A 26,357-nucleotide genomic window follows, 5' to 3' on the forward strand; every position below is an offset into this window, starting at 1 on the left:
TTCGATTCAAATTCAGTTATTCATTGCAGCGTTAGTTCGCGCTTTCATTCAAGGATAGTTTCATGGCAGCCATCAGTTTCAGCAATATCGATCAGTCCACATTGCAGGCATACCGCGCTAGTGTTTTCCATTTCCACGCCGATCCGGCGCTTCAGGCAGATGCTTATGCATGGCATGAAGATGGCTTGCTGCTGATCGCCGACGGCAAGGTAGTGGCGGCCGGCGACTATCAGCAATTGTCTGCGCAATTGCAGGCTGAATTGAAGAGCGAACTGAAGATCCAGGATTACCGCGGCAAGATCATCATGCCGGGTTTTATCGACACCCATCTGCACTACCCGCAAACCGACATGATCGCCTCACCGGCGCCTGGCCTGTTGCCGTGGCTGGAAAAATATACCTTCCCGACCGAGCGCAAATTTAGCGATCCGGCCCATGCCAGCGAGGTCGCCACATTCTTTATCGATGAGTTGCTACGCTGCGGCACCACCACGGCGATGGTGTATTGCACAGTCAATCCGGTCTCGGTGGACGCCTTCTTCAGCGCTAGCGAAGCGCGCAATCTGCGGATGGTGACCGGCAAGGTGCTGATGGACAGGAATTGCCCTGAGTTCTTGCAAGACACGGCGGAAGGCGGTATCCGCGACAGTGAAGAGTTGCTGAAGAAATGGCACAAGCGCGGCCGTCAACTGTATGCGATCACGCCACGCTTCGCGCCGACTTCCAGCAATGCGCAGCTGCAACTGGCGGGCGAACTGGCGCAGGCCTATCCGGATGTGTATCTGCAAACCCACGCGGCAGAGAATACCGATGAGATAGCCTGGGTCAAATCGCTATTCCCCGATTCGCGCAGCTATATGGATGTCTACGACAAGTACGGCATGTTGCGGCCGCGCTCCATGTATGGCCATTGCGTCTGGCTCGACAACCACGATCGTCAACGTATGGTGGAGACACAATCGGCCGTCGCGATTTGTCCGACATCGAATCTGTTTCTCGGTAGCGGTTTATTCGATTTTAAAGGCGCCGATGCGGCGGGCGTACCATTGTCGCTGGCTACCGATGTCGGCGGCGGCACCAGTTTCTCGATGCTGCAAACCATGAACGAAGCCTACAAGGTGGCGCGTATGGCAACTACCTATCTGCCGGCACTGCGGATGTTCTACCTGGCGACATTGGGCGGCGCACGCAGCATGCAGCTGGAAGGCACGATCGGCAATTTCGTCGCCGGCGCCGAAGCCGATTTCATTGTGCTCGATCCGCAAGCTACGCCGTTGCTGGCGCGCCGAAGCGAGCGTACCGAGAGTCTGGAGGAATTGTTGTTTGCGCTGGCTCTGCTGGGCGATGACCGGGCTATTGCTGCAACTTATGCGGCCGGGAAACTGGTGCATAGCCGGACTGCGGCTAGCGCATGAAGCGCTAGACCGGATTACGCTGGTGTAATCCGGTCTAGCCGTACGATCGAAGTTTTGATGAAGTTCTAGGAGCCTGTCGGACTTAGGGGATCGAAGCGAAAAAATAGCTGAGCGAGGGCAGATTTTGCCGGGTTCGCAGCGTCAATAGCTAGCTATTGACCAAGAAACCGGTGAAATATGGACCGCTCAGCTATTTTTGCAGCCGATCATCCCTAAGTCCGACAGGCTCCTAGGGCCGCAGCACATACTTGTTTTCGCTAACGCATTCATAGCGTTGCAAAACATTGCCGCTGTCGTCGACACTTTCCAGATACACATCGAATTGCCACAGGCGCGCCATATGGCGCAGCATTTCATCGGTGCCATCTGCCAGTGGCCGGCTGTCGCTGCGGAAATGGCGCAATGTCAGGCTGCGGTCGCCGCGCGTGTTGACCGACCAGACCTGGATATTCGGCTCGCGGTGGTTGATATCGTATTGCCGCGACAAGGCTTGCCGCACGTACTGATAGCCGGCATCGTTATGGATCGCCGAGACTTCCAGCTCGCTGCGATTTTCATCGTCCAATACGGAAAACAGACGCATGTCGCGTATCAGTTTCGGCGACAAGTATTGCGCGACAAAACTTTCATCCTTGAAGTTGCGCATCGCGTAATGCAGAGCATCCAGCCAGGGTGTTCCTGCCATTTCAGGAAACCAATGCCGGTCTTCATCGGTGGGTTTTTCGCAGATACGGCGAATATCACTCATCATGCCGAAACCAAGGGCATACGGGTTGATGCCGCTGTAATACGATTTGGTCACCGGCGGCTGATACACCACATTGCTGTGCGAGTGCAAAAACTCCATCATGAAACCGTCGGTCAGCCGGCCTTCATCGTATAGCGTGTTGAGAATCGTGTAATGCCAAAACGTGGCCCAGCCTTCGTTCATGACCTGGGTCTGACGCTGCGGGTAAAAATACTGGGCGATCTTGCGCACGATGCGGATCACCTCGCGCTCCCACGACTCCAGCAGCGGTGAATTTTTCTCGGCAAAGTACAACAGGTTTTCTTGCGTCTCGGGCGGAAAACGCCCTTCAATCTGCTCCGCCGCTGATGCCTTTTTCTCCGGCAAGGTGCGCCACAATTCGTTGACTTGCGATTGCATGTAATCTGCGCGTTCGCGGCGCTGCGCCCGCTCTTTTTCCAGTGAGAGTTTCTGCGGGCGCTTATAACGGTCGACGCCGTAGTGCATCAGGGCATGACAGGAATCCAGCAATTCCTCGACCTTGGAAAAGCCGTAGCGCTCTTCGCATTCGGCGATGTAGCTCTTGGCGTACACCAGGTAGTCGACGATTGCGTGGGCGTCGGTCCACAGCTGGAACAGGTAGTTGCCCTTGAAAAAAGAATTATGTCCATACGCCGCATGCGCCACCACCAGCGCCTGCATCGTCATGGTGTTTTCTTCCATCAGATAGGCGATGCAGGGATTCGAATTGATGACGATTTCGTAGGCCAGGCCCATTTGCCCGCGTTTGTAGTCGCGCTCGGTCATCAGGAAATGCTTGCCAAACGACCAGTGCCGGTAATTCACCGGCATGCCGGCGGAAGCATAGGCATCCATCATTTGTTCAGCGGTGATGATTTCCAGCTGGATCGGATAGATATCCAGTTTGTAAGTGGCCGCAACACGGGCAATCTCGTCGTTATACACTTCGATCAGGTCGAAACTCCAATCGGACGGACATGGCAAAACTTTGTTGGCCAAGCGGTCGTTCATGACTGCACCTGTTTTTCAAACAGTTCGCGGAACACCGGATAGATCTCGCTGGCAGCCTGCACTTTTTTCATGGCAAACTGCGGATTCACAGCAGCGATCTGCTGATATTCAGTCCACAGATTCTGTTCTTCAACGGTTACCTGGATGTAGGCGAAATAGCGCGAGCGCGGCAGTATCTCCAGTTCCAGCAGTTGCCGGCATTTCGGCGAATCGTCATTCCAGTTGTCGCCGTCGGATGCCTGGGCGCCGTAGATATTCCAGTCTCCGGGCGGATAACGTTCGTCGATGATCTTCTTCATCAATTCCAGTGCGCTCGAAACTACCGTGCCGCCGCTTTCCTGCGAGTGGAAAAAGGTATCTTCGTCGACCTCGTCGGCACGTGTGTGGTGACGGATGAAAACCACTTCGATATGCTCGTAGTTACGGGTCAGGAACAGGTAGAGCAGGATAAAAAAACGTTTCGACAGGTCTTTGCGCTGCTCATCCATTGAACCCGATACGTCCATCACGCAAAACATCACAGCCCGGCTGGAAGGCTGCGGTACCTTGATCCGATTCACATAGCGCAGATCGAAAGGATCGATGAACGGAATGCGCCAGATGCGGCCTTTCAAATGGTGGATGTCCTCCTCCAGGCGCTTGATTTCATCGCGCCGGTCTTGCGGATCCGCCTTCAGCGTTTCCATCAGCAATTCCAACTCGTGCAGTCTGGCCACCAGCGGCGAACCGAGTGCAATCCTGCGTCCCAGTGAGCTGCGCAGAGAACGCACGATATCGATATTGTTGGGTGTGCCTTCGGTCGAATAGCCGGCGCGCATGTTTTTCCAGCTCGGCACCGCCAGCAGGTTGGTCTTGATCAGGCGCGGCAACTCCAGGTCTTCGAAGAAGTACTGCATGAATTCTTCGCGCGACAACTGGAACACGAATTCATCTTCGCCTTCACCTTGATTGCTGGCCGAGCTGCCGCCACCGCCGGCGCCGCCATCCGGGCGAGGAATGCGGTCGCCTTGCAGATAATCCTGGTTGCCGGGATGAACCATCTCGCGCTTGCCGCCGGGGCCGTGGCCAAATACCGGCTCGCTGATCCCCTTGCGCGGAATGCTGATGCTCTTGGCGTTCTCGATTTCCTTGATGCCGCGATCGCGCACGGCCTCCGTCACCGAGCGATGGATAGCCGCCCGGAAGCGCCGTAAAAAGCGCTCCCGGTTGGCAATGCTCTTGTTCTTGCCAGACAGTCTACGGTCGATTATCTGATGCAACACGTTCGGCTCCCCTAGTCGGAATGCGTCCGGTGAGTCGCGACTACTTTCGGCTCACCTTACGACGATTTGCGCACGCGTAGATACCATTCGCACAGCAAGCGCACTTGTTTCGGCGTGTAACCTTTGCTGACCATGCGATTGACGAAATCTTCATGCTTGCGTAATTCTTCGTTCGAACCTTTGGCGTTGAATGAAATAACCGGTAACAAATCCTCCGTATTCGAGAACATTTTTTTCTCGATCACCACGCGCAGTTTTTCATAGCTGGTCCAGAGCGGATTCTTGCCGGCGTTCGAGACCCGGGCGCGCAACACAAAGTTGACGATTTCATTACGAAAATCCTTGGGATTGCTGATGCCGGCCGGTTTTTCAATTTTTTCCAGCTCAGCGTTCAAGGCGGCGCGGTCAAAACTTTCACCGGTGTCATGGTCGCGGAATTCCTGATCCTGTATCCAGAAGTCGGCATAGGTGACGTAACGGTCAAACACATTCTGTCCATATTCCGAATACGATTCCAGATAAGCAGTTTGAATTTCCTTGCCGATGAATTCAGCATAACGCGTGGCCAGCGTATCCTTGACGTAAGACAGGTATTTTTGTTCCAGCTCCTGCGGGAATTGCTCGCGTTCGATCTGCTGTTCCAGCACATACATCAGATGCACCGGGTTGGCCGCCACTTCGGTCGAATCGAAGTTGAATACGCGTGACAGTATCTTGAAGGCGAAACGGGTCGAAACCCCGGTCATGCCTTCATCGACGCCGGCATAATCGCGATATTCCTGGAACGACTTGGCTTTCGGATCACTGTCTTTCAGATTCTCGCCGTCGTACACCTGCATTTTCGAGAAGATGCTGGAATTTTCCGGTTCGCCGAGGCGCGTCAGGATCGAAAATTGCGCCATCATTTTCAGAGTGCCGGGCGCGCAAATCGCCTTGCCCAGCGAGGAGGTGCGGATCAGCTTTTCATAAATCTTGATTTCTTCCGACACCCGCAAGCAATACGGCACCTTGACGATGTAGATACGATCGAGCAGGGCTTCATTATTCTTGTTGTTGCGGAACGCTTTCCATTCCGATTCGTTCGAGTGCGCCAGGATGATGCCGTCGAATGGAATCGCGCCAAAACCTTCGGTGCCCTTGAAGTTGCCTTCCTGGGTTGCTGTCAGCAGCGGATGCAGCACCTTGATCGGCGCCTTGAACATTTCGACGAATTCCAGCAAGCCCTGATTCGACAGGCACAAGCCGCCGGAGTAGCTATAGGCGTCGGCATCGTCCTGCGAATACTGCTCCAGCTTGCGGATATCGACCTTGCCGACCAGGGAGGAAATGTCCTGGTTGTTTTCGTCGCCCGGCTCGGTCTTGGAAATGCCGATTTGCCGCAAGATCGATGGATAACGTTTGACTACGCGGAACTTACGGATGTCGCCATTGAATTCGTGCAAGCGCTTGACGGCCCACGGACTCAATATCGATTTCAGATAACGGCGCGGAATATTGTACTGCTCTTCCAGGATGGCGCCGTCTTCTTCGTAATCGAACAGGCCCAGCGGCGACTCGTTGACCGGTGATCCCTTAAGGGCATAAAACGGCACATGCTCCATCAACTGTTTGAGGCGCTCTGCTATAGACGACTTGCCGCCGCCGACCGGACCGAGCAGATACAGAATCTGTTTGCGTTCTTCCAGGCCTTGCGCTGCGTGCCGGAAATAGGCGACCACTTGTTCGATCACCTCTTCAGCGCCGTAGAATTCCTTGAAAGCCGGATAGACCTTGAGCACCTTGTTGGCAAAGATGCGCGATAAGGAAGGATCGTGGCGGGTATCTACTTGTTTCGGCTCGCCTATCGCCATCAGCATGCGTTCCCCTGCTGTTGCATAACAGCTGGGATCAGTCTTACAAAGCGCAAGATATTCTTCTAAGGAAAACTCTTCTTCTCTGGTCTTGTCGAACCGACTCGCAAAGCTGCTGTAGATATCCATATCACCCCCGCATCAACGATGTTGCGAAAACAAATTGAACAAATTACTTCTGCTAATTCGACCTCTTCAGCTTTTCGCAGTTCCTTGATCGGCTACTGTCATCTTTTGACCCGGCCCAGAAGAGGATTACACGATTTGATTCTAATCCTTTTTCTAAGATGCAACAGGGTTTTCTATGTTTCGACAACATCTAACTTTTCATTCCACGGTGCGACCTTGAACAGAATCAACATCCCGGGCAATGCCAGTCCGAAACATAAAATGAAAAAATGGAACCAACCGGTTTCGGCAACAATATAACCTACCGAAGAATTTATAAAGGTACGCGGCACCGCAGCAAGGCTGGTGAACAAGGCATATTGCGTTGCTGTGTAGCGCGGATCGGTGGTGCGCGCGATATACGCTACGAAAGCGGCGGTGCCGAGACCGACGCCAAACGCCTCGCCGCCGATCACGATCGCCAGTACCAGCGGATCGGGTCCAGTCTGGGCCAGCCAGGCAAATCCCAGGATGGTTACCGCTTGCACCACGCCAAAAATCCACAAGGCGCGATTAATCCCGATCTGCACCATCCAGATGCCGCCAACCAGGCCGCCGACCAGGCTGGCCCACAAGCTGGTGGTTTTTGAAATGACGCCTATCTGCGTCAGCGAGAAACCAAGATCGATATAAAATCTGGTAGCCAGCGCGGTTGCCATGCTGTCACCGAGCTTATACAGAAAAATAAAAGCCAGGATCCACAACGCGCTACGCCAACCGTCCCGAACAATAAACTCTTGAAATGGCAACAAAACGGCTTCCCGCAGATTCTTTGGCGGCGCGCCGTACACCGTCGGCTCCTTGATCATCAGCGTGCAAATCAGACCCGGCAACATGAACCCGGCCGTAATCCAGAATACCGCCTGCCAACTCATGTGATCGGCCAGGAACAGCGACAAGGCGCCCGGCACCATGCCCGCCACCTTATAGGCATTGACATTGATGGCCGCGCCCAGACCCTGCTCGCTGTCCGGCAGGATTTCGCGCCGATAGGCGTCGATCACAATATCCTGGCTGGCCGATAAGAACGCCACCAGTGAGGCCATGAAGGCAATCGTCGCCACCTGCGTGTGCGGATTCAGCATACCCATGCCGCCAATAGCAACGAACAAGCTGGCCTGGGTCAGCATCATCCAGCTGCGCCGGCGGCCGAGTTTGCCGAAATGGAAGCGGTCCATCAACGGCGACCACAGGAATTTCCAGGTGTATGGAAACATCACCAGCGCAAACAAGCCCAGTGCCTTTACATCAAGGCCGGATTTACTTAACCAGGCTTGCAGCAAACTAAGCAGGATGAACAGCGGCAGACCGGAACTGAAACCGAGGAAGGCGCAAATCAGCATGCGCCGGTTGAGATAGTGATGCCAGGGATTTGAATCTGATGTCATGGATGCGCCCGCGGCAGCGGGGAGTTTAGGATCCGCCGCCAAAGCATGGCTACAGCCATAATCCGGCGGCATGTCCTTTATTTTTTTCAGGTTCATTTCTTGCGAAAGCGAAATACCGCCAGACTACCACGCCAATTGGGCAGCACCGAAATCGGCTGGCCATCGTGCAGGGCGACGCATTCCAGCACTTCCAGGCCGACCTCATTCGCCAGTTCTTCAAAATCCTTGATGGTGGCGCAGCGCAGATTGGGCGTGTCATACCATTCGTAAGGCAGGGACTTGGAAACCGGCATGCGGCCGCGCAATAGCGCCACTCTATGCGGCCAGTAGGCAAAATTGGGGAAGGAGACAATCGCTTCGCGACCGACCCTGGCGATATCGCGCAATACGCCTTCGACATTTTTCATCATTTGCAGGGCCGACAGACACAGCACGGTATCGAAGGCATTGTCGGCAAACAGGGTCAACCCGGCTTCCATGTCCTGCTGAATCACCGAAACCCCGCGCGCCACGCAAACCGGGATCTTGGCGTCATCGATTTCCACACCGTAGCCGGCGCATTGTTTGTCGGATTGCAGATAATCGAGCATGACGCCGTCGCCGCAACCGAGGTCGAGCACTTGCGACTGGTCACGCACCCAGTGTGCGATAAAGGCCAGGTCGGGGCGCAAACCGCTTAATTGATCAAAATTCATGTACTGCTCCTGCCACTTCAGCCGCTGCGCTCGATGCCGCTGGCTGTCCAAGTTCCTGCCAGATGCGGTTGTAGTATTCGCCCACCACCGCCATATAGCGCGGGTCGTCCAGCAAAAAGGCGTCATGCCCATGCGGGGCGTCGATCTCGGCGTAACTGACGCGACGTTTGTTGTTGACTAAAGCCTGCACTATTTCACGGCTGCGTTCCGGCGAAAAACGCCAGTCGGTCATGAACGATACGAGCAGGAATTGCGCCTGGGTCTTGCTCAGTGCGCGCGTCAGGTCGCCGTCGAATTCCTTGGCCGGGTCGAAATAATCGAGGGCTTTGGTGATCAGCAGATAGGTGTTGGCGTCAAAGTATTCGGAAAATTTATCGCCCTGGTAACGCAGATACGATTCGATTTCGAAATCGATGCCGAAGCCAAACTGGTAGGCGCCGGAACGCAGGTCACGGCCGAATTTCTCGGCCATGTCGTCATCCGACAGATAGGTGATGTGGCCCACCATGCGCGCCACCCGCAAGCCGTTTTTGGGCACCACGCCATGCGCGTAATAATCGCCGCCGTGAAAGCCAGGGTCGGTCAGGATGGCCTGGCGCGCGACATCGTTGAAAGCGATGTTTTGCGCCGACAGCTTGGGAGTCGAGGCGATCACCACGCAATGGCGCAGGCGGGTCGGATACATCAAACTCCAGGCCAGCGCCTGCATGCCGCCCAGTGAGCCGCCCATGACGGCAGCAAATTGCACGATTCCCAGCGCATCGGCCAGGCGCGCCTGGGCTTGCACCCAATCCTCCACGGTCACTACCGGAAACCCGGCGCCGTAAGGTTTACCGGTAGCCGCATTGATATGCATCGGGCCGGTAGAGCCAAAACAGGAACCCAGGTTGTTGACGCCGATGACGAAGAATTTGTTGGTGTCGAGCGCCTTGCCGGGCCCCACCATATTGTCCCACCAGCCGACATTCTTTTCGTCGCCCTGATACACGCCGGCGACGTGGTGCGAGGCGTTCAAGGCGTGGCAGACCAGCACTGCATTGGACTTGTCGGGATTGAGACTGCCATAGGTTTCGTACACCAGCGTGTAATCCGCCAGCAGCGCGCCGCTTTGCAACTGCAGCGGCGTCGCGAAATGCATGGACTGCGGGGCAACTATTCCTTGGGACATGGTTGGGACGCTCGTGTAGTGTTTCGCATGTAATGGGGCTTCAGAAATGGTGTATTTTCGTGCCAGGCTAGGCGCGAACCGGAGCGATAGCGGGACTATCGCGAGGATTTGCAACGACGCATGGCGCGAAAAGACGCCGTTTATGAAGTTTCATTATGTGTGAAACACTACATTAGAGTTGTATGGAAATAAAAAAAGCCCGAGAGCTTTCGCTAATCGGGCTAAATTCTGGGCTTGTACTTCAAGCTCGCTTTAGCCGTATTTATTTGGCATCGCCTGATCCGGAGACCGGGTGATGCCGCGCGCCCGCAAGCTGAGGTGGTAAGACCATTCAAATCGGCGCGATGACTCAAGAATAACCAAGTCGGGGCCTGGCGTCAAACTGGAACTATAAAGACAGGCTGATCATGCTGTCATGCGCATCTGGTGGACGGCTGTCGCAATTGCACTCGGCTCCGTATTACGCAGGATTTTTTTGGTCTGCGGCATCAGGTCGTCCAGATCGCTGTTCAGCACTTCCTGTTTCACCGCCAGCAACTGCGCCGGATGCATCGAAAACTCCAGTAAGCCCATGCCCAGCAACAAACGCGTAAATTTGACGTCGCCCGCCATTTCGCCGCATACCGACACCGCAATCCCAGCCTTGCGGCCCAATGCAATCACGCTCGACAACAAGAACAAGACAGCGGGGTGCAGCGGATTATACAAATGCGCCACTTCGTGATCGACGCGGTCGATCGCCAATGTGTACTGGATCAGGTCGTTGGTGCCGATCGATAAAAAATCCATACGCTTGATGAACATCGGTAAGGCTAACGCCGCCGCCGGGATTTCGATCATGGCGCCAGTCTGGATCGCTTCATCGAAGGCGATGCCCTCATCGCGCAGCTGTTGCTTGGCTTGCGCGATCATGGCCAAAGTCTGGTCGATTTCAAACGCATGCGCCAGCATCGGAATCAGCAGCTTCACTTTGCCAAACGCGGAAGCGCGCAAAATTGCCCGCAGTTGCGTCAGGAACAGCTGTGGCTCTGCCAGGCAATAACGGATCGCGCGCAAGCCCAGCGCCGGATTGAGCGCGGTCTGCTCCTCGGTGTTGATCGGCTTGTCGGCGCCGACATCCAAGGTGCGGATGGTCACCGGCCGGCCCTTCATCGCTATCACCGCCTGCCGATAGGATTCAAACTGTTCGTCCTCGTTCGGCAACTCATGCTGGGTGCCGATGCGGCCCATGAACAGGAATTCCGAACGGAACAGGCCGACCCCGCTAGCGCCGGCATCCATCGCCGCCGCACAGTCGCTGGGCAGTTCGATATTGGCCAGCAAGGTGATTTCGGTGCCGTCCAGGGTGACCGCGCGGGTCTTCTTGATCTTGCCTAACTTCCTGCGCGAACGCAGCAAGTGCGCCTGCCGCTCGCGATATTGTTTGAGTATTACTGTTGCCGGATCGACAATCACGACACCGGCATCGCCGTCGATGATGATCCAGTCGTCTTGCTTGATCAGGCGCGAAGCGTTATTCATACCGACAGCAGCCGGAATATCCAGGCTGCGCGCCACAATCGCGGTATGGGAGTTCTGGCCACCGAGATCGGTGACAAACCCGGCAAACGCGCGATCGCGGAATTGCAGCATGTCGGCCGGTGAGATGTCATAGGCGACCACCACGATATTGGCAAAAGAAGCGCCGTCGCTATCGACTTCCGGTAATCTGGTGGCGGTGCCGGTCAGCACTTTCAACAGCCGTTCACCGACCTGCAGCACGTCCATTTTGCGCTCGCGCAGATAGGTGTCTTCGATTTCGTCGAACTGCGCCGACAACTCGTCGATCTGGGTTACCAGCGCCCATTCGGCGTTATATTGGCGGTTACGGATGATATCGAGCGACATCTCAGCCAGCATCGGGTCCGACAGGATCAGCAGATGGACGTCGACAAAAGCGCCCAGCTCGGGCGGAGATTCTTTCGGCAAATCGTTGCGGATGGTCTGCAGTTCAGTGCGTACCTTGGCGACTGCGTTTTGCAAACGCTGGACTTCTGCTTCGACCTCGGCTTCGCCGATCAGGTAGTGTTTGACGTCCATCGCCGCCGGCGCCAGCAAATGGGCGCGGCCGATCGCGATGCCGCGCGAAACCGGAATGCCATGTAAGGTAAAGGATGCCATCTGGTCAGCCCGCTGAAAAATATGTTTTTATATGTTTTTATTAATTGCGAGACAAAGTCAGGAACCGCCAAGCCGGCGGCAACGCTCCATCTCCAAGGCAACCGGGCTAAAGCTGTAGAAGGTGGCCTAGAAGTTGGCCTAGCAATAAGCCGTTTTATTCACCTTCGCCGAACTTGTCTTGAATCAGCTGATTTAAGGCATCAAAGCAGGTCTTCTCATCCTCGCCCTCAGCTTCCAGCAATATCGTGCTGCCCTTGCCGGCCGCCAGCATCATCACACCCATGATCGACTTGGCGTTGACACGACGCTTGTTGCGGGTCATCCAGACTTCACTTTTGAATTTACTTGCCAGTTGTGTAAATTTGGCTGACGCGCGAGCGTGCAAGCCGAGTTTATTGATAATTTCAATTTCTTGTTGAATCATTTGTTTTTTATCTGATATCTAATGTATTGAAAAACCCTGGTATTGCCTGGTATTAAGAAGCCGGCGCCTAATGCGCCACCCGCACCCGGTTATCGACCCTGACCGCCCCGCCCTGACCGCCAGCCAGCGCCATTTCGGCCACCACGTCGAGCGTGTCGTTGCGATAAGTCAAAGCGCGCAGCAGCATCGGCAAACTGATACCGGCAATCACCTGGGTCTGGCTGCCGGTGCAAAACGGCAGCGTGCAATTGGATGGCGTGCCACCCATGACGTCGGTAATCACCAGTACCCCCGAACCATCGTCCAGACGCGCCGCGGCCTGCTTGGCCAGTTTCTGCACTTCGGCAGGATTCTGGTCGGCGACGACGTCGATCGCTTCGAGCCGCTCCGGCGTCTGACGAAACACGTGGGAGGCAGCGGCAATGAATGCCTGGCCCAATGGGGCGTGGGTTAAAAGAAGAATGCCAATCATAGTGTCAATCTCAAATCCGAATTGCGGATTTGTCCGGGTTTACAACGGTTTTACGTCAACGACCATCCTGATCCCTGAATTCAAGCTAACGATCAGGACAATACAAATCGCTTATATCTCTTATTATTGCAGCGCTGCTTCCAGCGCATTGATGAACATTTCGGCAACATCAAAACCGGTTTGCTGTTTAATTTCCTGAAAGCAAGTCGGGCTGGTGACGTTGACTTCAGTCAGGTAATCGCCAATCACATCTAATCCTACCAGTAACAGGCCGCGCTGTAACAACAGCGGCCCGAGTGCTTCGCCAATTTCGCGATCGCGCGCCGTCAACGGCTGCGCCACGCCGATGCCGCCGGCCGCCAGATTGCCGCGCACCTCGCTGCCTTGCGGAATCCGCGCCAATGAATAGGGCACGACTTCGCCGCCGATCACCAGCACCCGCTTGTCGCCGGCGACGATCTCTGGGATGAAGCGCTGGATCATGATGGTGCGATGACCGTTGTCGGTCAGGGTTTCAATGATGGATCCGAGATTCAAGCCGTCTTGCCGCACCCGGAAAATGCCGATGCCACCCATGCCGTCGAGCGGCTTCAGGATCACGTCCTGATGTTCTGCATGGAAGGCGCGCAGGCGGGCCGCATCACGCGTCACCAAGGTCGGCGAGGTGTATTTCGAAAATTGTGCAATCGCCAGCTTTTCATTGTGGTCGCGGATCGCCTGCGGTTTGTTAAATACCCGCGCGCCCTGGGTTTCCGCCAATTCCAGCAGATACGTGGTGTAGATATATTCCATGTCGAAAGGCGGATCCTTGCGCAACAGGATCGCATCGAACTCTGACAAGAACATGGCCGCCGGTGCGCTGGCGCGATACCAATCCTTATCATCCCCGGTCAGGCTGACACGGACCACATTGGCGGTCACAATCCCGCTTTCCAGCGCCATGTCTTGCTGCTCGAACGCATAGATGGTATGGCCGCGTTTGACGGCTTCGACCATCATTGCGTAAGTTGAATCCTTATACGTCTTGAAGGTGTTGAGCGGATCGGCGAGGAAAGCAATTTTCATTTTTTAGGCCCTATGGTTGTCAGGACAGAGTGCTAATTAATATTCTTCCGGATTAGGATCGGTCTTTTCCATTTCCAGCGAAGCCGCCAGCAAACCCAGACGTGCAACTACGCCGTACATGTAGAACCGGTTCGGCGCGGTGGTGCCCGGTTTGGCTAGCATATCCGGCAACGCATGTTGCTGGGCGAAGGCCAGCGGTACGAAATGGGCGCCCGGCGCGTTCAGGTTTTCATTGATGCCGCGCTCGGCGTGCACCCGATAAAAGCCGCCGACCACGTAGCGGTCGATCATGTACACCACCGGCTCTGCCACAGCGTCATTGATGTGTTCGAAAGTATGCACGCCTTCCTGGATGATCAAGTCGTGGATTTCGTTGCCGGCTTTACCCAGCGACAGCTTCTCGCGCTGTTTGCGGCTCAGTTCCTTGATCTGGCTGACGTCTGTCACGCTCATCACGCCCATGCCGTCGGTACCGGCGTCGGCCTTGACGATCACGAACGGTTTTTCCGTGATGCCGTATTCCTTGTATTTCTTGCGGATCTTTGCCAGCAGCGAACTGACGCTGGCGGCCAGCTTGTCGTCACCGTCGACGGCCTGGAAGTCCACCTGGTCGACCTTGGCGAAAAACGGATTCAACATCCACGGATCGACATCCACCAGTTTGGAGAATTTCTTGACCACTTCGTCATAAGCCGCAAAATGATTGCTCTTGCGGCGCACAGTCCAGCCGGCGTGCAGCGGCGGCAGCAGATTTTGCTCGTTGATATTCTCCAGAATCGATGGCGTGCCGGAAGACAAATCGTTATTCAGCAAGATGGTGCACGGGTCGAAATTCTTCAGCCCCAGCCGGCGGCCGTTGGCGGAACGCTCGAGCGGCTCCAGCGTGATCGTGCTGCCGTCCGGCAGCTCGATGGTTTGCGCTTCCTTCAGGTTTTCGTCAAGCGAACCAAGCCGGACATGCAAGCCGGTCTGACGGAAAATCTGCATCAGCCGCGCTACGTTTTGCAAATAGAAAGTGTTGCGCGTGTTCAGTTCCGGCAACAACAACAGATTCTTGGCGTCCGGGCAATATTTCTCGATAGCCGCCATCGCCGCCTGTATTGCCAGCGGCAACATTTCAGGCGAGAGGTTACTGAAACCGCCCGGGAACAGATTGGTGTCAACCGGCGCCAGCTTGAAACCCGAGTTGCGCAGATCGACCGAGCAATAGAACGGCGGCGTGTGTTCTTGCCATTCCATCCGGAACCAGCGCTCGATGGCCGGAGTGGCTGCGAGAATTTTCTTTTCCAGATCGAGCAAGGGGCCGTTCAGGGCGGTGACAAGGTGGGGAACCATATAAAACTTTCTTTTGGGAACTATGCAGCGACTGCAACTAGCGCAACTGCCTGGGGTAAAAGTGTTGGTTTCAAGACTTCCACAACAAGCCACAACATGCAAGAGACGCCGATTCTAACGGGAAATGCATTCTTTCGCCGGTTACCCGATCCGACGCCATCCAAAACGATGGCCCGGCAACGGGCTCTATAAGCCAAGTCTACATCGGGCCAGTTGCGTATTTTTAAAGCCCGGGAAAAACAAAAAAAGCGCCGCCTGGCGCCTTTTTTCATATCAAATCACTATCATAAATCGCTATCACGAATTGCCATCGTGTCCGACCCGATTCCCGCTTGCCTTTGTCTTGCAAAAGTTAAATCCGCTTGTACATGAAGCTGCTGTCAGTCAGCTTACCCGCCGTCGAGCGGGCATAGGCGGGAATGATACCGGCCAGCGCAAACCCGAGCGAACTATACAAAGATTCTGCCGCATCGCCGGTGCGCGTGTCCAGGATCAGCAGAGAGCGGCCGTCGGCGCGCGCAATTGCTTCCGCCTGTTGCATCAATATGCGCGCTACGCCTTTGCGCCGCACATCGGGATGCACCAGCAATTTGGAGATTTCGGCGCGATGACGGCCGTTGGCCGGCGCTGCCAGCACCAGTTGCACGGTGCCGACGATCTGCCCGGCAAAGCGCGCCACCAGCAGGCGACGGCCGCCGCTTACCAGCGAGCCGCTGACGCCATACCAGAATGAAAACGCATCTTCGGCATTCGGCGTATCCACAAAACCGACAATGGCTCCCTGCCTTACACAGGCCATCAGGATCTCGGTGAGCGGGCCCACCACCTGATCGAACTGATTCGCCCTGACGTCCTCCACCGTACATGTGGTCAAACGCTGCGGGGTGATGGTCGGGTCCAAGCTGAAATCTCCTGAAACGGTTAGCGCAAAAAAACAAAATCCCAGGCCATGACTATCGACCCGGGATTACGTAGAGCATCGTAGCGGATAGCCAGTGCTGCAGCTATCCGGCACGATCAGAATGACTTAGTCGTGATAAGCAGATTCGCCATGGCTGGAGATATCCAGGCCTTCGCGCTCTTCTTCCTCGGTCACACGCAATCCCATGACGATATCGACCAGCTTGAATGCGATCAGCGAAACCAGGCCGGACCAGACCAGCGTGGTCAGCACGCCTTCAAACTGGATCCACAGTTGGCCAGGAATCGAATAGTCTGGCGCCACGGCATTGGTGACGTAGTCATAGATGCCGACGCCGCCCAGGCTAGGCGCCGCAAACACACCGGTCAGCAATGCGCCCAGGATACCGCCGACGCCATGCACGCCAAACACATCCAGCGCATCGTCCGCACCCAGCAAACGCTTCAGGCCGGTGACACCCCACAGGCAGACGAAACCAGCCAGCAAGCCCATGACCAAGGCGCCCATCGGGCCGACGAAACCGGCGGCAGGCGTGATCGCCACCAGGCCAGCAACAGCACCCGAAGCGCCACCCAGCATCGAAGGCTTGCCCTTGCCGATCCATTCACCCGCGCTCCAGCTCAACACTGCAGCAGCGGTTGCCAGCAAGGTATTGATGAAGGCCAGCGCAGCGCTGCCGTTGGCTTCCAAAGCGGAACCGGCGTTGAAACCAAACCAGCCGAACCACAGCAACGAAGCGCCGACCATGGTCAAGGTCAGGCTATGCGGCTTGAACGCTTCCTTGCCGAAACCGACACGCTTGCCGATCACATACGAACCAACCAGGCCAGCGATAGCGGCGTTGATATGCACCACGGTGCCGCCAGCGAAATCGAGCGCGCCCTTTTGGAACAGCCAGCCGCCGGTAGCAGTCAGTTTTTCGGCGGCAGCAGCATCGGTAAAGCCATCTGGACCAGGCCAGTACCAGACCATATGCGCCATCGGCAGATAGGCGAAAGTGAACCACAACACGGTGAATACCAGGATCGCGGAGAACTTGGCGCGCTCGGCGAAAGCGCCGATGATCAGGGCGCAGGTAATCGCGGCAAACGCACCCTGGAACACCACATAGGCGAACTCAGGCACTACCACGCCTTTGCTGAAGGTGGCAGCAACCGAATCCGGTGTCATACCGTGCAAGAATAGCCGGCTGAAACCACCGAAGAAGGAATTGCCCTCGGTGAACGCGATGCTGTAACCGTAGAGTATCCACAACACGATGATCAGCGAGAACACCGTGAAACATTGCATCAGCACCGACAGCATGTTTTTGCTGCGCACCAGGCCACCGTAGAACAAACCCAAGCCGGGCAAAGTCATCAATATGACGAATGCTGTAGACACCAGCAACCAAGAGGTGTCGCCCTTGTTCGGCACCAGCGCTGCAGGTGCAGCGGCAGCAGCAGGGGCGCTGGCGGCAGCAGCGGGCGCCGCGGCAACTGGTGTTGCGGCCGCCGCTGCAGGCGCAGCAACCGCGGCAGCTGATGCATCTGCACTGGCAGCAGCCACGCTGGCACTGGCGCTGGCAGACGCCTCGTCAGCGGCTGACGCCGGCAACATGGAAGTAGCAGCGATCAGCGAGCAGGCCGCTAAAATCGTAGCAAACGTTCTTTTGATGTTCATATTTTTTATCCCCTTAGATTGCATCTTTGCCGGTTTCACCGGTACGAATACGAATAACTTCCTGCAGATCAAACACAAAGATCTTGCCGTCGCCGATCTTGCCGGTACGGGCTGCGGTTTCGATCGCTTCTACCGCCTGTTCCAGAATGCTGTCGTCGACCGCTGCTTCGATTTTCGTCTTCGGCAAAAAGTCGACCACATACTCGGCGCCGCGATACAGCTCGGTATGGCCTTTCTGGCGACCGAAACCCTTGACCTCGGTCACGGTAATGCCTTGCACGCCAATCGCCGAAAGCGCTTCACGCACTTCGTCGAGCTTGAATGGTTTGATGATCGCTGTAATCAGTTTCATGTCGGCCTCGTTTGTTTTGTGAGGCGGCAGTTGCCGCCGTGTTTCTGCTGTTTTCCGTGTTTCTGCTGTTTTGTATCGATCAGAAGGTCTTCGCTACAGAAAACACAGCGCCGTTTCTACCCAGGTTCTTGCCGCTCGGGCTGACATAAGCGCCGTCCTTGGCGTCGGTGCCGACATAGGCCAGACCCAAAGTCACGCCGGCCAGTTGGTCAAAGGTTTTGGTGACGCCGATTTTCCAGTCGGTGTAACTGGCAAAGCTGGTGTGCTCCACCGTTTGATGACCGAGGTGCAAACCCAGCGTGACGCCCAGGCCGACATCGAAATTGGCGCCGGCATCGTAGTAAGCGCTGTTCTTGCTGTTCACGGTGCCGAACAGATTGGTCATCGCATGCGAATATTTGAAATAGGCCGGGCCGTAGCCGATCTGCCCATACAGCTCGAAAGTATTGGCGTTTCTGCCGATCTGGGTGTAGTTGTTGGTGGGGTAGTAGTAATACAGACCGCCGACGTCATAAGTGAAACCGCCAGGCAGATCGCCGCGCTTGCCGCCGTAGATATCCCATTCCACCGGCCCTTTGCCGCCGGTGCCCGTATGAGCGCTGTCGACCGCATCCTTGATCCACTTGATGTTGGACAGCCAGGTTCCTGCATACAGGCCGGTCGGATTATTGGTGTAGTCGGCGCCGCCCTGCACTGCCGGGTCGAAACGCGTTTGCGAGATACCGCGGAAGCGATAGTCGTTGACGGCGCCAATGTTGTAACTGATCTCGTTGTCCGGCTTGGCGTCTTCGGCATGTGCAAAACTTGTGGCAAAACCTGAGGCTATTGCTGCTATTGCTGCGGCTAAAATCAGCTTTTTCATGGATGTCCCTGTTGGTATGTTGAATGAAAAACCGATAAATCATTACTCTTCAGACTTTCCATAGCAGAACCCATGCCAACCGTTTTTCGCCACCGATTTACCCAGCCAGAGCCCCTGGCGGGGCATTTTATTGGCCGCTTTTTACCAATTGTTAATTGACGGACGTTCTTGCACAGAAATATTGACAAGAGAGCGCACCAAAATAAGGCAGATGCTTAAACCAGCATCGTTTTGGTGCAAAAATATCCTGGAAGAACTACATGACAATCTGTAGTCGACTACAGATCAAGGCCAGACTTGCTGCAGAGACATTAACGCGCGCCGGATCGACATCTCATCGACGCCGGCAAAACCTAAAACCAAGCCTGCGCGATGGTGTGGGTTGAGGTTTTGGCCAGGCAGGCGAAAACGGCTGAGCGGATTGATTTCGACACCCGCAGCAAGGGCCTTGGCCACCAGCTCCGTCTCTTGCCCGGTGCTTGCCAGGGGCAGGCTCAGATGCAAACCCGCGGCGACCTTGGGCAAAGGCAGTTGCTGCCCAAACAACGGCGTCCAGACCTCCATCAAGGCATCGCGCCGTGCACGGCTGGCGCGCCGCATGCGCCGGATGTGGCGCTGGAAATGGCCTGCCGCGATGAATTCGGCCATTACTGCCTGATCCGCCGCCGGCGGATGCCGGTCGCCCATGGCGCGTAGCGCGATCAGCGCCGGCACCAACTTGGGCGGCAAGACCAGATAACCCAGCCGCAAACCGGGAAAAGCGATTTTTGAAAAAGTACCGACATACAACACGCGCCCGCCGTGATCGAGCGCCGCCAGCGGTGCCAGCGGCGTGCCGTCATAGCGATATTCGCCGTCATAATCGTCTTCGATGATCCAGGTATTGTGACGCTCGGCCCAAGCCAGCAATTCGAGCCGGCGCGCCAGCGACAGCGTCACGCCGACCGGATACTGGTGCGACGGCGTCACATACGCCATCCGGCAGTCCACATGTTGCGCCAATTGCGAAGTGTCCATCCCATCCTGGTCCAGCGCAATTCCTATCAGTTGCGCACCGGCCATTGTCAGTGCCGCCGCTGCCGAGGGATAACATGGATTTTCGATAGCGACCTTATCACCCGCATCGAGCAACAATTGCGCGCACAAGGCAATCCCATGCTGCGCGCCGGCGGTCATCATGATTTGCGACGGATCGCAGACCAAGCCGCGCGCTTGCCGCAGATAAGCCGCAATCAATTCCCGCAGGCGAAGGCTGCCGGCAGCATCGCCGTAGCCCATCTGCGCCAGCGGCGCGTGACGCCAGAACTGGCTTTGCAAGCGCCCCCAGATCTGGTTCGGAAACAAATCGTAGGCCGGTATTCCAAGTCGGAAAGCACGCGCCGGGCCGTCCGACATGCGGCGTCGTTCCTCATATCCGCTCAAGCGCTGCAGCATGGACGACTGCCACATCGCGGGCGCCGCCGGAGCCCGCGCATCAGGCTTGGGAACGGCGGCCGCTGCCAGGCCGTCGGCGTAAGTGCCGTCGCCGACCCTGCTGCTGATTATCCCCTCGGCATACAACTGTTCGTAAGCCCGCACCACGGTATTGCGCGATAGCTGCAAGGCTAGCGCCAGGTTGCGTGAAGTGGGCAACTTGATGCGGTAATTGTCGGGGGTTGCCAGGATCCGTTGTCGCAACGCCAGGTAGAGTTGCTTGGCCAAACCTTTGCCGCCGTCGAGCGTAATGCCAGCGGGATCCAGATTCATTGAAAGAGACGGTGCTACGGGCTTCACATTGGACCTATAAATATAAACAATCTTGGATCTTTGATGATACCAACTTATGGCGCTACGATAAACACTGGCTTTTTTACTCGTGCCTCAATCAGCAGCGTTTATCGCTATCGCATTCTCACAGGAGGTTATCTTGGCTTCAAATTCAGCTTCAGATTCAGCCGCACATCCACGAATTCAGATCACGCCGCTCAGCGAGCAGGACTTTGCCATCTGGCAACCGCTATGGCAGGGTTACCAGGATTTTTATGAAGTTCAGATTCCGCAAGCTACGCGCCTGGTGACTTGGCAACGTATCCTGGACCCCGCGGAACCGGTATTCGGCGCACTGGCAATGGCGGATGGCAAAGCGCTCGGCCTGGTCCACTGGATTTTCCAGCGCAGTTGCTGGACCGTCGAAGATTCCTGCTATCTGCAAGACTTGTACGTTTCTCCGCAACAACGCGGAAGCGGCGTCGGCCGGGGACTGATTGAGCATGTTTACGCGCAAGCCAAAGCCGCCGGCAGCTCACGCGTGCATTGGCTGACCCACGAGACTAATAGCACCGCCATGCAACTGTACGACCGCATCGCACAGCGCTCCGGCTTTGTGCAATATCGCAAACAGCTTGATTAACGATGCTCGATAGCGAGTGAGATGACGAGTGATTCAGCAGCGGCAGTAATGGCTTAAACTGCCGCACCGGATCACAATTTCGATGTCGGGTTTGCGCGTATCGGTTATCATTTTTCTTATTTAGCCTTAAAGGGCAATCGATCATGAACAAACCCAATTTTTTTGACGACATCCAAGCCAAGATCAATCAGGCCATCGAAAATTCCCCCGCCAAGGATATCGAAAAAAACGTCAAGGCTATGCTAGGCCAGGGTTTCGCCAAACTGGATCTGGTCACGCGCGAAGAGTTTGACGTACAAGCCCAGGTATTGGCCAGCACCCGTGAAAAACTTGAGGCGCTTGAAGCTCGCGTGACCGAGCTTGAAACGCAACTGAAGCGCTGATTATGGGGAGCCCGAAAGACCGTAGCGAGCGTTGCAAGGTCGGCAGGAGAAGCGCAGCCGTACGAAAGTACGGTGAGCATCGCAGTGCCGAGATTGCATCGCGTAGCACGTATTTCGGGGCTCCCTGATGGCGCGCCAGTGACGCTGGCAGTACTGAAAAGCCGGGCGCTGGCAGGCATGCAAGCGCCCGCAGTCACAGTAGAAGTCCATCTGGCCAACGGCCTGCCATCTTTCACCATCGTCGGCCTGCCCGAAACCGAGGTCAAGGAATCCAAAGACCGGGTCCGCGCAGCGCTGCAAAATGCCCGTTTCGAATTTCCCTCACGCCGCATCACGGTGAATCTGGCGCCCGCCGATTTACCGAAAGAATCGGGGCGCTTCGACTTGCCGATTGCGCTCGGCATCCTGGCTGCATCGGGACAAATGCCGTCCGACGAACTCGATCAATACGAATTTGCCGGTGAACTGTCGCTGTCAGGCGAGCTAAGGCCGATACGCGGGGCACTGGCGATGACTTTTGCCATGACCGCGGATTCCGACCAGCAGCATGCTTTCATCCTGCCACGCGGCAACGCCGAAGAAGCGGCACTGGTCGGCGATGCCCGCATTTTCCCCGCAGACAGCCTGTTGCAGGTATGCGCTCACTTTTCTTCCAAACAGCAAGAAACCAGGTTGTTACGCCACACGGCTGAGCCGCAGCGACGGCCGCCGCCTTACGCCGATTTCAGTGATGTGAAAGGGCAAGTGCAAGCCAAACGTGCGCTGGAAGTGGCTGCTGCCGGGGCGCATAGCGTGTTGCTGGTGGGGCCGCCCGGCACTGGAAAATCGATGCTGGCGGCACGTTTCCCGGGAATTTTACCGCCCATGAGCGATCGTGAAGCACTGGAATCGGCGGCAGTGCAGTCGCTCACCAGCGGTTTTTCCGGCGCGCGCTGGAAGGTGCGCCCGTATCGGGCGCCCCATCACACCGCATCCGGTGTGGCGCTGGTTGGCGGCGGCAGCCCGCCGCGCCCCGGTGAAATTTCCTTGGCGCATCGCGGCGTATTGTTTCTCGACGAAATACCTGAGTTTGACCGACGTGTGCTGGAGGTATTACGTGAGCCGCTGGAATCAGGCCACATCACGATTTCGCGCGCGGCGCGTCAAGCCGATTTCCCAGCGCAATTCCAGCTGCTGGCGGCGATGAATCCCTGCTTTTGTAGAGCTACAAACAAGTTGTTCACAACTAATAGTCCTGTCAGAACGGTTACCTTGACTCAGCCACCACTCGCTAGATTGTCTCGTCCCCGTACGTGATCAAAGCGCTAGCTATAAATAATACGATTTGCTATCAAATTGGAGACGGGCACTATAGTCGAACCACTTCCCATATGTCTTTGTCTATTTCCTCGCCAAACTTGGCGAATCTGCATTCGTGCACTGCAAAACAAAGTAAGTGAGTTGGTCTAGAGAATCCAACATAAACCATCTTCGCTGATTGTTTGACCAGATTGTGGGCATCCACGGCTAAAGTATTGCCTTTTAGTGAATTTACCAATCGCTCGGATTCGTAGTTACCTCCAGCACCTTTTTGATAAAACGTTTCCATATACAAGGTCGCCGCATGTGTCTCTCCTTTAACGCGATGCACTGTCGACACCTCCACATCGAAACCATCATATTGCAAGACATTTCTCAGTCTTTTGCTTAGCGAGACTGACGCTGAAACTGTGAGTCCGCCGGTTCCGCTTATAAAATTTGAACTATTGTTTATCCGGCCCTCAAACTGGAGGAGAAATTCAGGTAAATTATTCCTAATATCCAACAAAGCAGCAGTGCCGTGCCCTTGAACGACATCTAGACACCACTTGTACAACTTAGCCTCGAACGCAACCCAATAATTGGGTTTGAAATCTTTCAGAAATTCTCGCATTTTTGAATTCGAATATTGCGCCTGGGTAATATCGACAATTCCTTCTTCCCTCAGAACTCTGAGTAGCGCATTACTAATATTTCGTTCAACGGACGACAAAGTACGGTCATTCTTGTCATAGTTGGCAATATATTCTTCGAGGGTAGAATAATCTGTTCTTTGCTGTTGCTCTTCCCTTGAGTAGTCTGGATAGTAGTCGCAGAGCCGTAACTTTCCATCGTCCTTTTGCGTTGCCCACGCAACTGCTTTGTATTTATTGCGCAAGTTTGCCTGAATTTTTCCCTCATCCAACAGCGTTTTGACGATCATAGCGAATCGAGAAATTACCTGCCCTTTTGAAGTTTCCGAAAACACGATGAAATGGGGTTTGATAGCAATGTCGCTGCCGTCAATATTTTTCCTTCGCCCCTCAATTTTCGACGGTACGATGGCAAACGAACTGACGACACTTGCAAGTGTCGAACTCAGTCGGTAGCTGCCGTTAAGCTCCAAGACGGTCTCCCGGTCTTTCCAAAAATTCTGCGCCGTGGCTTCCTTCCCATCGAAAATGGATTGGTTCTTGTCGCCAATTCTTTGGTAAGTCGATCTACTTGATCCGCCGTCAAAGAAAATTGACTCCAAAAGGTCGTGCTGATGTTGTGCCATGTCCTGCATCTCGTCGACGAACACGCCCGAAAAACGTCTTTGGAGAAGCAGTTTGGAAGCCGAATTTTTCTGAAGCGAAACGTTTGCAAGGAAATACGCGTCGTCATAACAAAGACATCCAGCCTTCAGAATTCCGGCCTTGAATTTTGTGATCCATTGTCGAACCCTGTTTTTTTCATCCGCGTTCCAGTCTTCGTAAGACTTAGCCTTATTCTTCGGTTTTTTGAAGTCAATTTTCTTTCCGCAATATTCGTCTGTTAGACAAACTTTGCCATCGACAAAGGACCATCGTATGACCTTCTTGTTCGCCAAAAGGAAGCGCCTGGCATTCTTGTTCTCTTGATCCGTGAATTCCCTTATCTTATACGGAGGTGCGGAGAATTTTTGGCCGTAGATATCGTCATCAATTCGAAGAGGTAATTTCTTATATTTATCGACATAAAATGGTGTCGCTAGGAATTCGTTGGTGAAACTCTGAATTGTTCCTACAAAATTAGGGTATTTGAAAAGATTGGTGCAATAGAGACCAATATTGTTTTTTATTTCGTCTATTGCCGCATTAGTGTGCGATATAACCAAAACTCCAGAACCATCGTCAAAAGGTAAATAGCGGTCAATTATCAATAGCTTCGCGAGCAGAGCTGTTGTCTTTCCACTTCCAGGAACCGCCTGCAAATCAATCGTTTCAAGATTCCGAATAAACTTTCGGCGTTCGTCGTCGAAGGTTGCGCCGGCGGGCAGAAGAATACGCTCCGCATACGCGAAATCTTCATCCGAAACGTTAATGTGCGCAGGCATATTCAATAGCCCTAACTAGGTATTCAATATGCGTGTCTCCAGCTATCTTCGTTTTGTCAATCTTTCCACTGGCAATCGACTGTGCGAGTCGGCTCGCAATCTCCGTTTTGGACAAGGCACGGCGTTTCAACTTATCTGCGAGAGTTGCATCGAAGTCCGTCCAGTCAGTTTTGCTATGCACGGCTTTTGCGATTTCAGCGAACTGATCCTTGAACGTAGTTGATTTCGAGAGGCAATATTCCAATGTCCATTGAGGCGCAATGAAGGACTTTACACTTTGACCATCGTATTTCGCGGCTTTGGCTGCAAGTCCTAGGGTAAGCTTTACCCTGTCACCCACAACGGAACCATCTTCGTCATTTGGCTGGATATCGACATCGCTTACAACTGCCACAGGTTTGGTGAAGTGAGGACTATTCTTACGTTTAAAAATGTTTGCATAGCGGATGAAAGCTAGGCTGTTCACGTTGACAACGGCCACGCCATTTTCTGTTAAGTTGTAGCCAATCAATTTTGCAAGTTCGGGTAACAGCAACTCCTCCGACCATCCTTCCACCAATATGATGCCCTTAGAGAAAAATAAATTTGCCTTCGTCACATCCAGGAAACGCTGAAGGAAAACGTAGTCGTCCTCATCCAATTCCGTGTAAACGGAACTCATAGGAAATGCATTGTTTCCGCTACAAATGATAAGATTTTTAAGTTCCAGTTTTGATCCAATGTTGGGGCTATGCGTAGTTAGTATCAATTGCACGCCTGTTTGCTTCTGGAACGTCTCGATAGCCTGCATTTGAGCTTGCGGGTGCAGATGCGCTTCCAGCTCTTCTACTAATCCCAGCCGCATTCCCGTCCAATTGCTCTTGTTCAGATGTAGCAGTTCGGACGCCATGAAAAGTCGATTAAGAGTTCCCAGTCCAGGTCTGATTTCCCCTTGTATGGAGAGCTCAAGCTTTTCCAGCAAGTTCTTGATTTGGCCTCGCTCTGTAACGGCCAAACCAGTTTTTTTGCCGGGTTCATAGAGTTCCTGGATATATGTGTCGATTTGATCTTTCAGGTTTTTGCCGAGCTGATCCACGATGACTGCACCTAAATGATCTTTTCCCTCGAAATAGCTTTCAATCGAACCATTGAAATTCGCCAATTGTTCCATTAGTGGGTGATCAGCTCCCTTATTTTTGAACGCTTCATGCCCAACGAGAATTTGTGAGAGTCGCGAATTCTTTCTTGCAACCAGCTCTACCTCAGCATCTCGCAGGGGTTTGAGATAGGTT

General features: G+C 54.6%; 22 protein-coding genes. 4 read left to right on the forward strand and 18 right to left on the reverse strand.

What is annotated here, in order from left to right:
* Window positions 1–62: 62 nt before the first annotated feature.
* The gene (gene guaD, locus VNZ60_RS14745) at window positions 63–1,415 is read left to right on the forward strand and encodes a guanine deaminase (protein WP_325660357.1); all 1,353 of its coding nucleotides are present in this window, start codon (window positions 63–65) and stop codon (window positions 1,413–1,415) included.
* 229 nt (window positions 1,416–1,644) lie between these two features.
* Here guaD and VNZ60_RS14750 read toward each other — a convergent pair whose 3' ends face one another.
* From VNZ60_RS14750 to pdxR, 16 genes are all read right to left on the reverse strand, one after another.
* Window positions 1,645–3,174 carry a SpoVR family protein gene (locus tag VNZ60_RS14750; protein ID WP_325660359.1) on the reverse strand — a complete coding sequence of 510 codons (1,530 nt, stop codon included), beginning with the start codon at window positions 3,172–3,174 and terminating at the stop codon, window positions 1,645–1,647.
* Window positions 3,171–4,436: a YeaH/YhbH family protein gene (locus VNZ60_RS14755; protein WP_325660361.1), complete on the reverse strand. Its 1,266-nt coding sequence runs from the start codon at window positions 4,434–4,436 to the stop codon at window positions 3,171–3,173. The genes VNZ60_RS14750 and VNZ60_RS14755 overlap by 4 nt, the downstream gene beginning before the upstream one ends.
* A 56-nt stretch (window positions 4,437–4,492) precedes the next feature.
* Entirely contained in the window at window positions 4,493–6,415 is a 1,923-nt protein-coding gene (locus tag VNZ60_RS14760) for a PrkA family serine protein kinase (RefSeq protein ID WP_325660363.1), read from the reverse strand.
* Window positions 6,416–6,588: 173 nt separating this feature from the next.
* Window positions 6,589–7,842: an AmpG family muropeptide MFS transporter gene (locus VNZ60_RS14765; protein ID WP_325660365.1), complete on the reverse strand. Its 1,254-nt coding sequence runs from the start codon at window positions 7,840–7,842 to the stop codon at window positions 6,589–6,591.
* 92 nt (window positions 7,843–7,934) lie between these two features.
* Window positions 7,935–8,537 (reverse strand): methionine biosynthesis protein MetW, encoded by a 603-nt coding sequence (gene metW, locus VNZ60_RS14770; RefSeq protein ID WP_325660367.1) that lies wholly within the window; start codon window positions 8,535–8,537, stop codon window positions 7,935–7,937.
* Window positions 8,527–9,705, reverse strand: coding sequence for a homoserine O-succinyltransferase MetX (gene metX, locus VNZ60_RS14775; RefSeq protein WP_325660369.1), 1,179 nt, complete (start codon window positions 9,703–9,705; stop codon window positions 8,527–8,529). The genes metW and metX overlap by 11 nt, the downstream gene beginning before the upstream one ends.
* A gap of 405 nt (window positions 9,706–10,110) precedes the next feature.
* The gene (gene ptsP / locus VNZ60_RS14780; protein ID WP_325660371.1) at window positions 10,111–11,865 is read right to left on the reverse strand and encodes a phosphoenolpyruvate--protein phosphotransferase; all 1,755 of its coding nucleotides are present in this window, start codon (window positions 11,863–11,865) and stop codon (window positions 10,111–10,113) included.
* Between the two features lie 154 nt (window positions 11,866–12,019).
* Window positions 12,020–12,289: an HPr family phosphocarrier protein gene (locus VNZ60_RS14785; RefSeq protein ID WP_325660373.1), complete on the reverse strand. Its 270-nt coding sequence runs from the start codon at window positions 12,287–12,289 to the stop codon at window positions 12,020–12,022.
* A gap of 67 nt (window positions 12,290–12,356) precedes the next feature.
* On the reverse strand, window positions 12,357–12,761 hold the full coding sequence (locus VNZ60_RS14790) for a PTS sugar transporter subunit IIA (RefSeq protein ID WP_325660375.1): 405 nt from the start codon (window positions 12,759–12,761) through the stop codon (window positions 12,357–12,359).
* Window positions 12,762–12,884: 123 nt separating this feature from the next.
* Window positions 12,885–13,826 (reverse strand): glutathione synthase, encoded by a 942-nt coding sequence (gene gshB / locus VNZ60_RS14795; RefSeq protein ID WP_325660377.1) that lies wholly within the window; start codon window positions 13,824–13,826, stop codon window positions 12,885–12,887.
* 36 nt (window positions 13,827–13,862) lie between these two features.
* A complete protein-coding gene (gshA, locus tag VNZ60_RS14800) occupies window positions 13,863–15,161 on the reverse strand; it encodes a glutamate--cysteine ligase (RefSeq protein WP_325660379.1) in 1,299 nt (432 codons plus the stop codon).
* Between the two features lie 352 nt (window positions 15,162–15,513).
* A complete protein-coding gene (locus VNZ60_RS14805) occupies window positions 15,514–16,062 on the reverse strand; it encodes a GNAT family N-acetyltransferase (RefSeq protein ID WP_325660380.1) in 549 nt (182 codons plus the stop codon).
* A 126-nt stretch (window positions 16,063–16,188) separates the two neighbouring features.
* On the reverse strand, window positions 16,189–17,682 hold the full coding sequence (locus VNZ60_RS14810) for an ammonium transporter (RefSeq protein ID WP_414648849.1): 1,494 nt from the start codon (window positions 17,680–17,682) through the stop codon (window positions 16,189–16,191).
* A gap of 76 nt (window positions 17,683–17,758) precedes the next feature.
* On the reverse strand, window positions 17,759–18,097 hold the full coding sequence (locus tag VNZ60_RS14815) for a P-II family nitrogen regulator (RefSeq protein ID WP_038493850.1): 339 nt from the start codon (window positions 18,095–18,097) through the stop codon (window positions 17,759–17,761).
* A gap of 79 nt (window positions 18,098–18,176) precedes the next feature.
* Window positions 18,177–18,959 (reverse strand): TorF family putative porin, encoded by a 783-nt coding sequence (locus VNZ60_RS14820; protein WP_325660384.1) that lies wholly within the window; start codon window positions 18,957–18,959, stop codon window positions 18,177–18,179.
* A 285-nt stretch (window positions 18,960–19,244) separates the two neighbouring features.
* Window positions 19,245–20,705 (reverse strand): MocR-like pyridoxine biosynthesis transcription factor PdxR, encoded by a 1,461-nt coding sequence (gene pdxR, locus VNZ60_RS14825; RefSeq protein ID WP_325660386.1) that lies wholly within the window; start codon window positions 20,703–20,705, stop codon window positions 19,245–19,247.
* A 202-nt stretch (window positions 20,706–20,907) separates the two neighbouring features.
* Between pdxR and VNZ60_RS14830 the strand changes: the two genes are divergently transcribed.
* The 3 genes from VNZ60_RS14830 (at window position 20,908) to VNZ60_RS14840 (ending at window position 23,027) form a co-directional block, all read left to right on the forward strand.
* Entirely contained in the window at window positions 20,908–21,348 is a 441-nt protein-coding gene (locus tag VNZ60_RS14830; RefSeq protein WP_414648850.1) for a GNAT family N-acetyltransferase, read from the forward strand.
* A gap of 143 nt (window positions 21,349–21,491) precedes the next feature.
* Window positions 21,492–21,731 carry an accessory factor UbiK family protein gene (locus VNZ60_RS14835; RefSeq protein WP_325660389.1) on the forward strand — a complete coding sequence of 80 codons (240 nt, stop codon included), beginning with the start codon at window positions 21,492–21,494 and terminating at the stop codon, window positions 21,729–21,731.
* A gap of 138 nt (window positions 21,732–21,869) precedes the next feature.
* Entirely contained in the window at window positions 21,870–23,027 is a 1,158-nt protein-coding gene (locus tag VNZ60_RS14840; RefSeq protein WP_325660408.1) for a YifB family Mg chelatase-like AAA ATPase, read from the forward strand.
* A 52-nt stretch (window positions 23,028–23,079) separates the two neighbouring features.
* Here VNZ60_RS14840 and VNZ60_RS14845 read toward each other — a convergent pair whose 3' ends face one another.
* Together VNZ60_RS14845 and VNZ60_RS14850 are read right to left on the reverse strand one after the other, a co-directional pair.
* A complete protein-coding gene (locus VNZ60_RS14845) occupies window positions 23,080–25,086 on the reverse strand; it encodes a UvrD-helicase domain-containing protein (RefSeq protein WP_325660391.1) in 2,007 nt (668 codons plus the stop codon).
* Window positions 25,070–26,357, reverse strand: a 1,288-nt coding sequence (locus VNZ60_RS14850; RefSeq protein WP_325660392.1) for an ATP-dependent nuclease, incomplete at its 5' end; no start/stop codon positions are given. The genes VNZ60_RS14845 and VNZ60_RS14850, both read right to left, overlap by 17 nt.

Origin of the sequence: Collimonas sp. (assembly GCF_035566375.1) — a bacterium.
In the GTDB taxonomy this organism is placed as follows: Bacteria; Pseudomonadota; Gammaproteobacteria; order Burkholderiales; family Burkholderiaceae_D; genus Collimonas.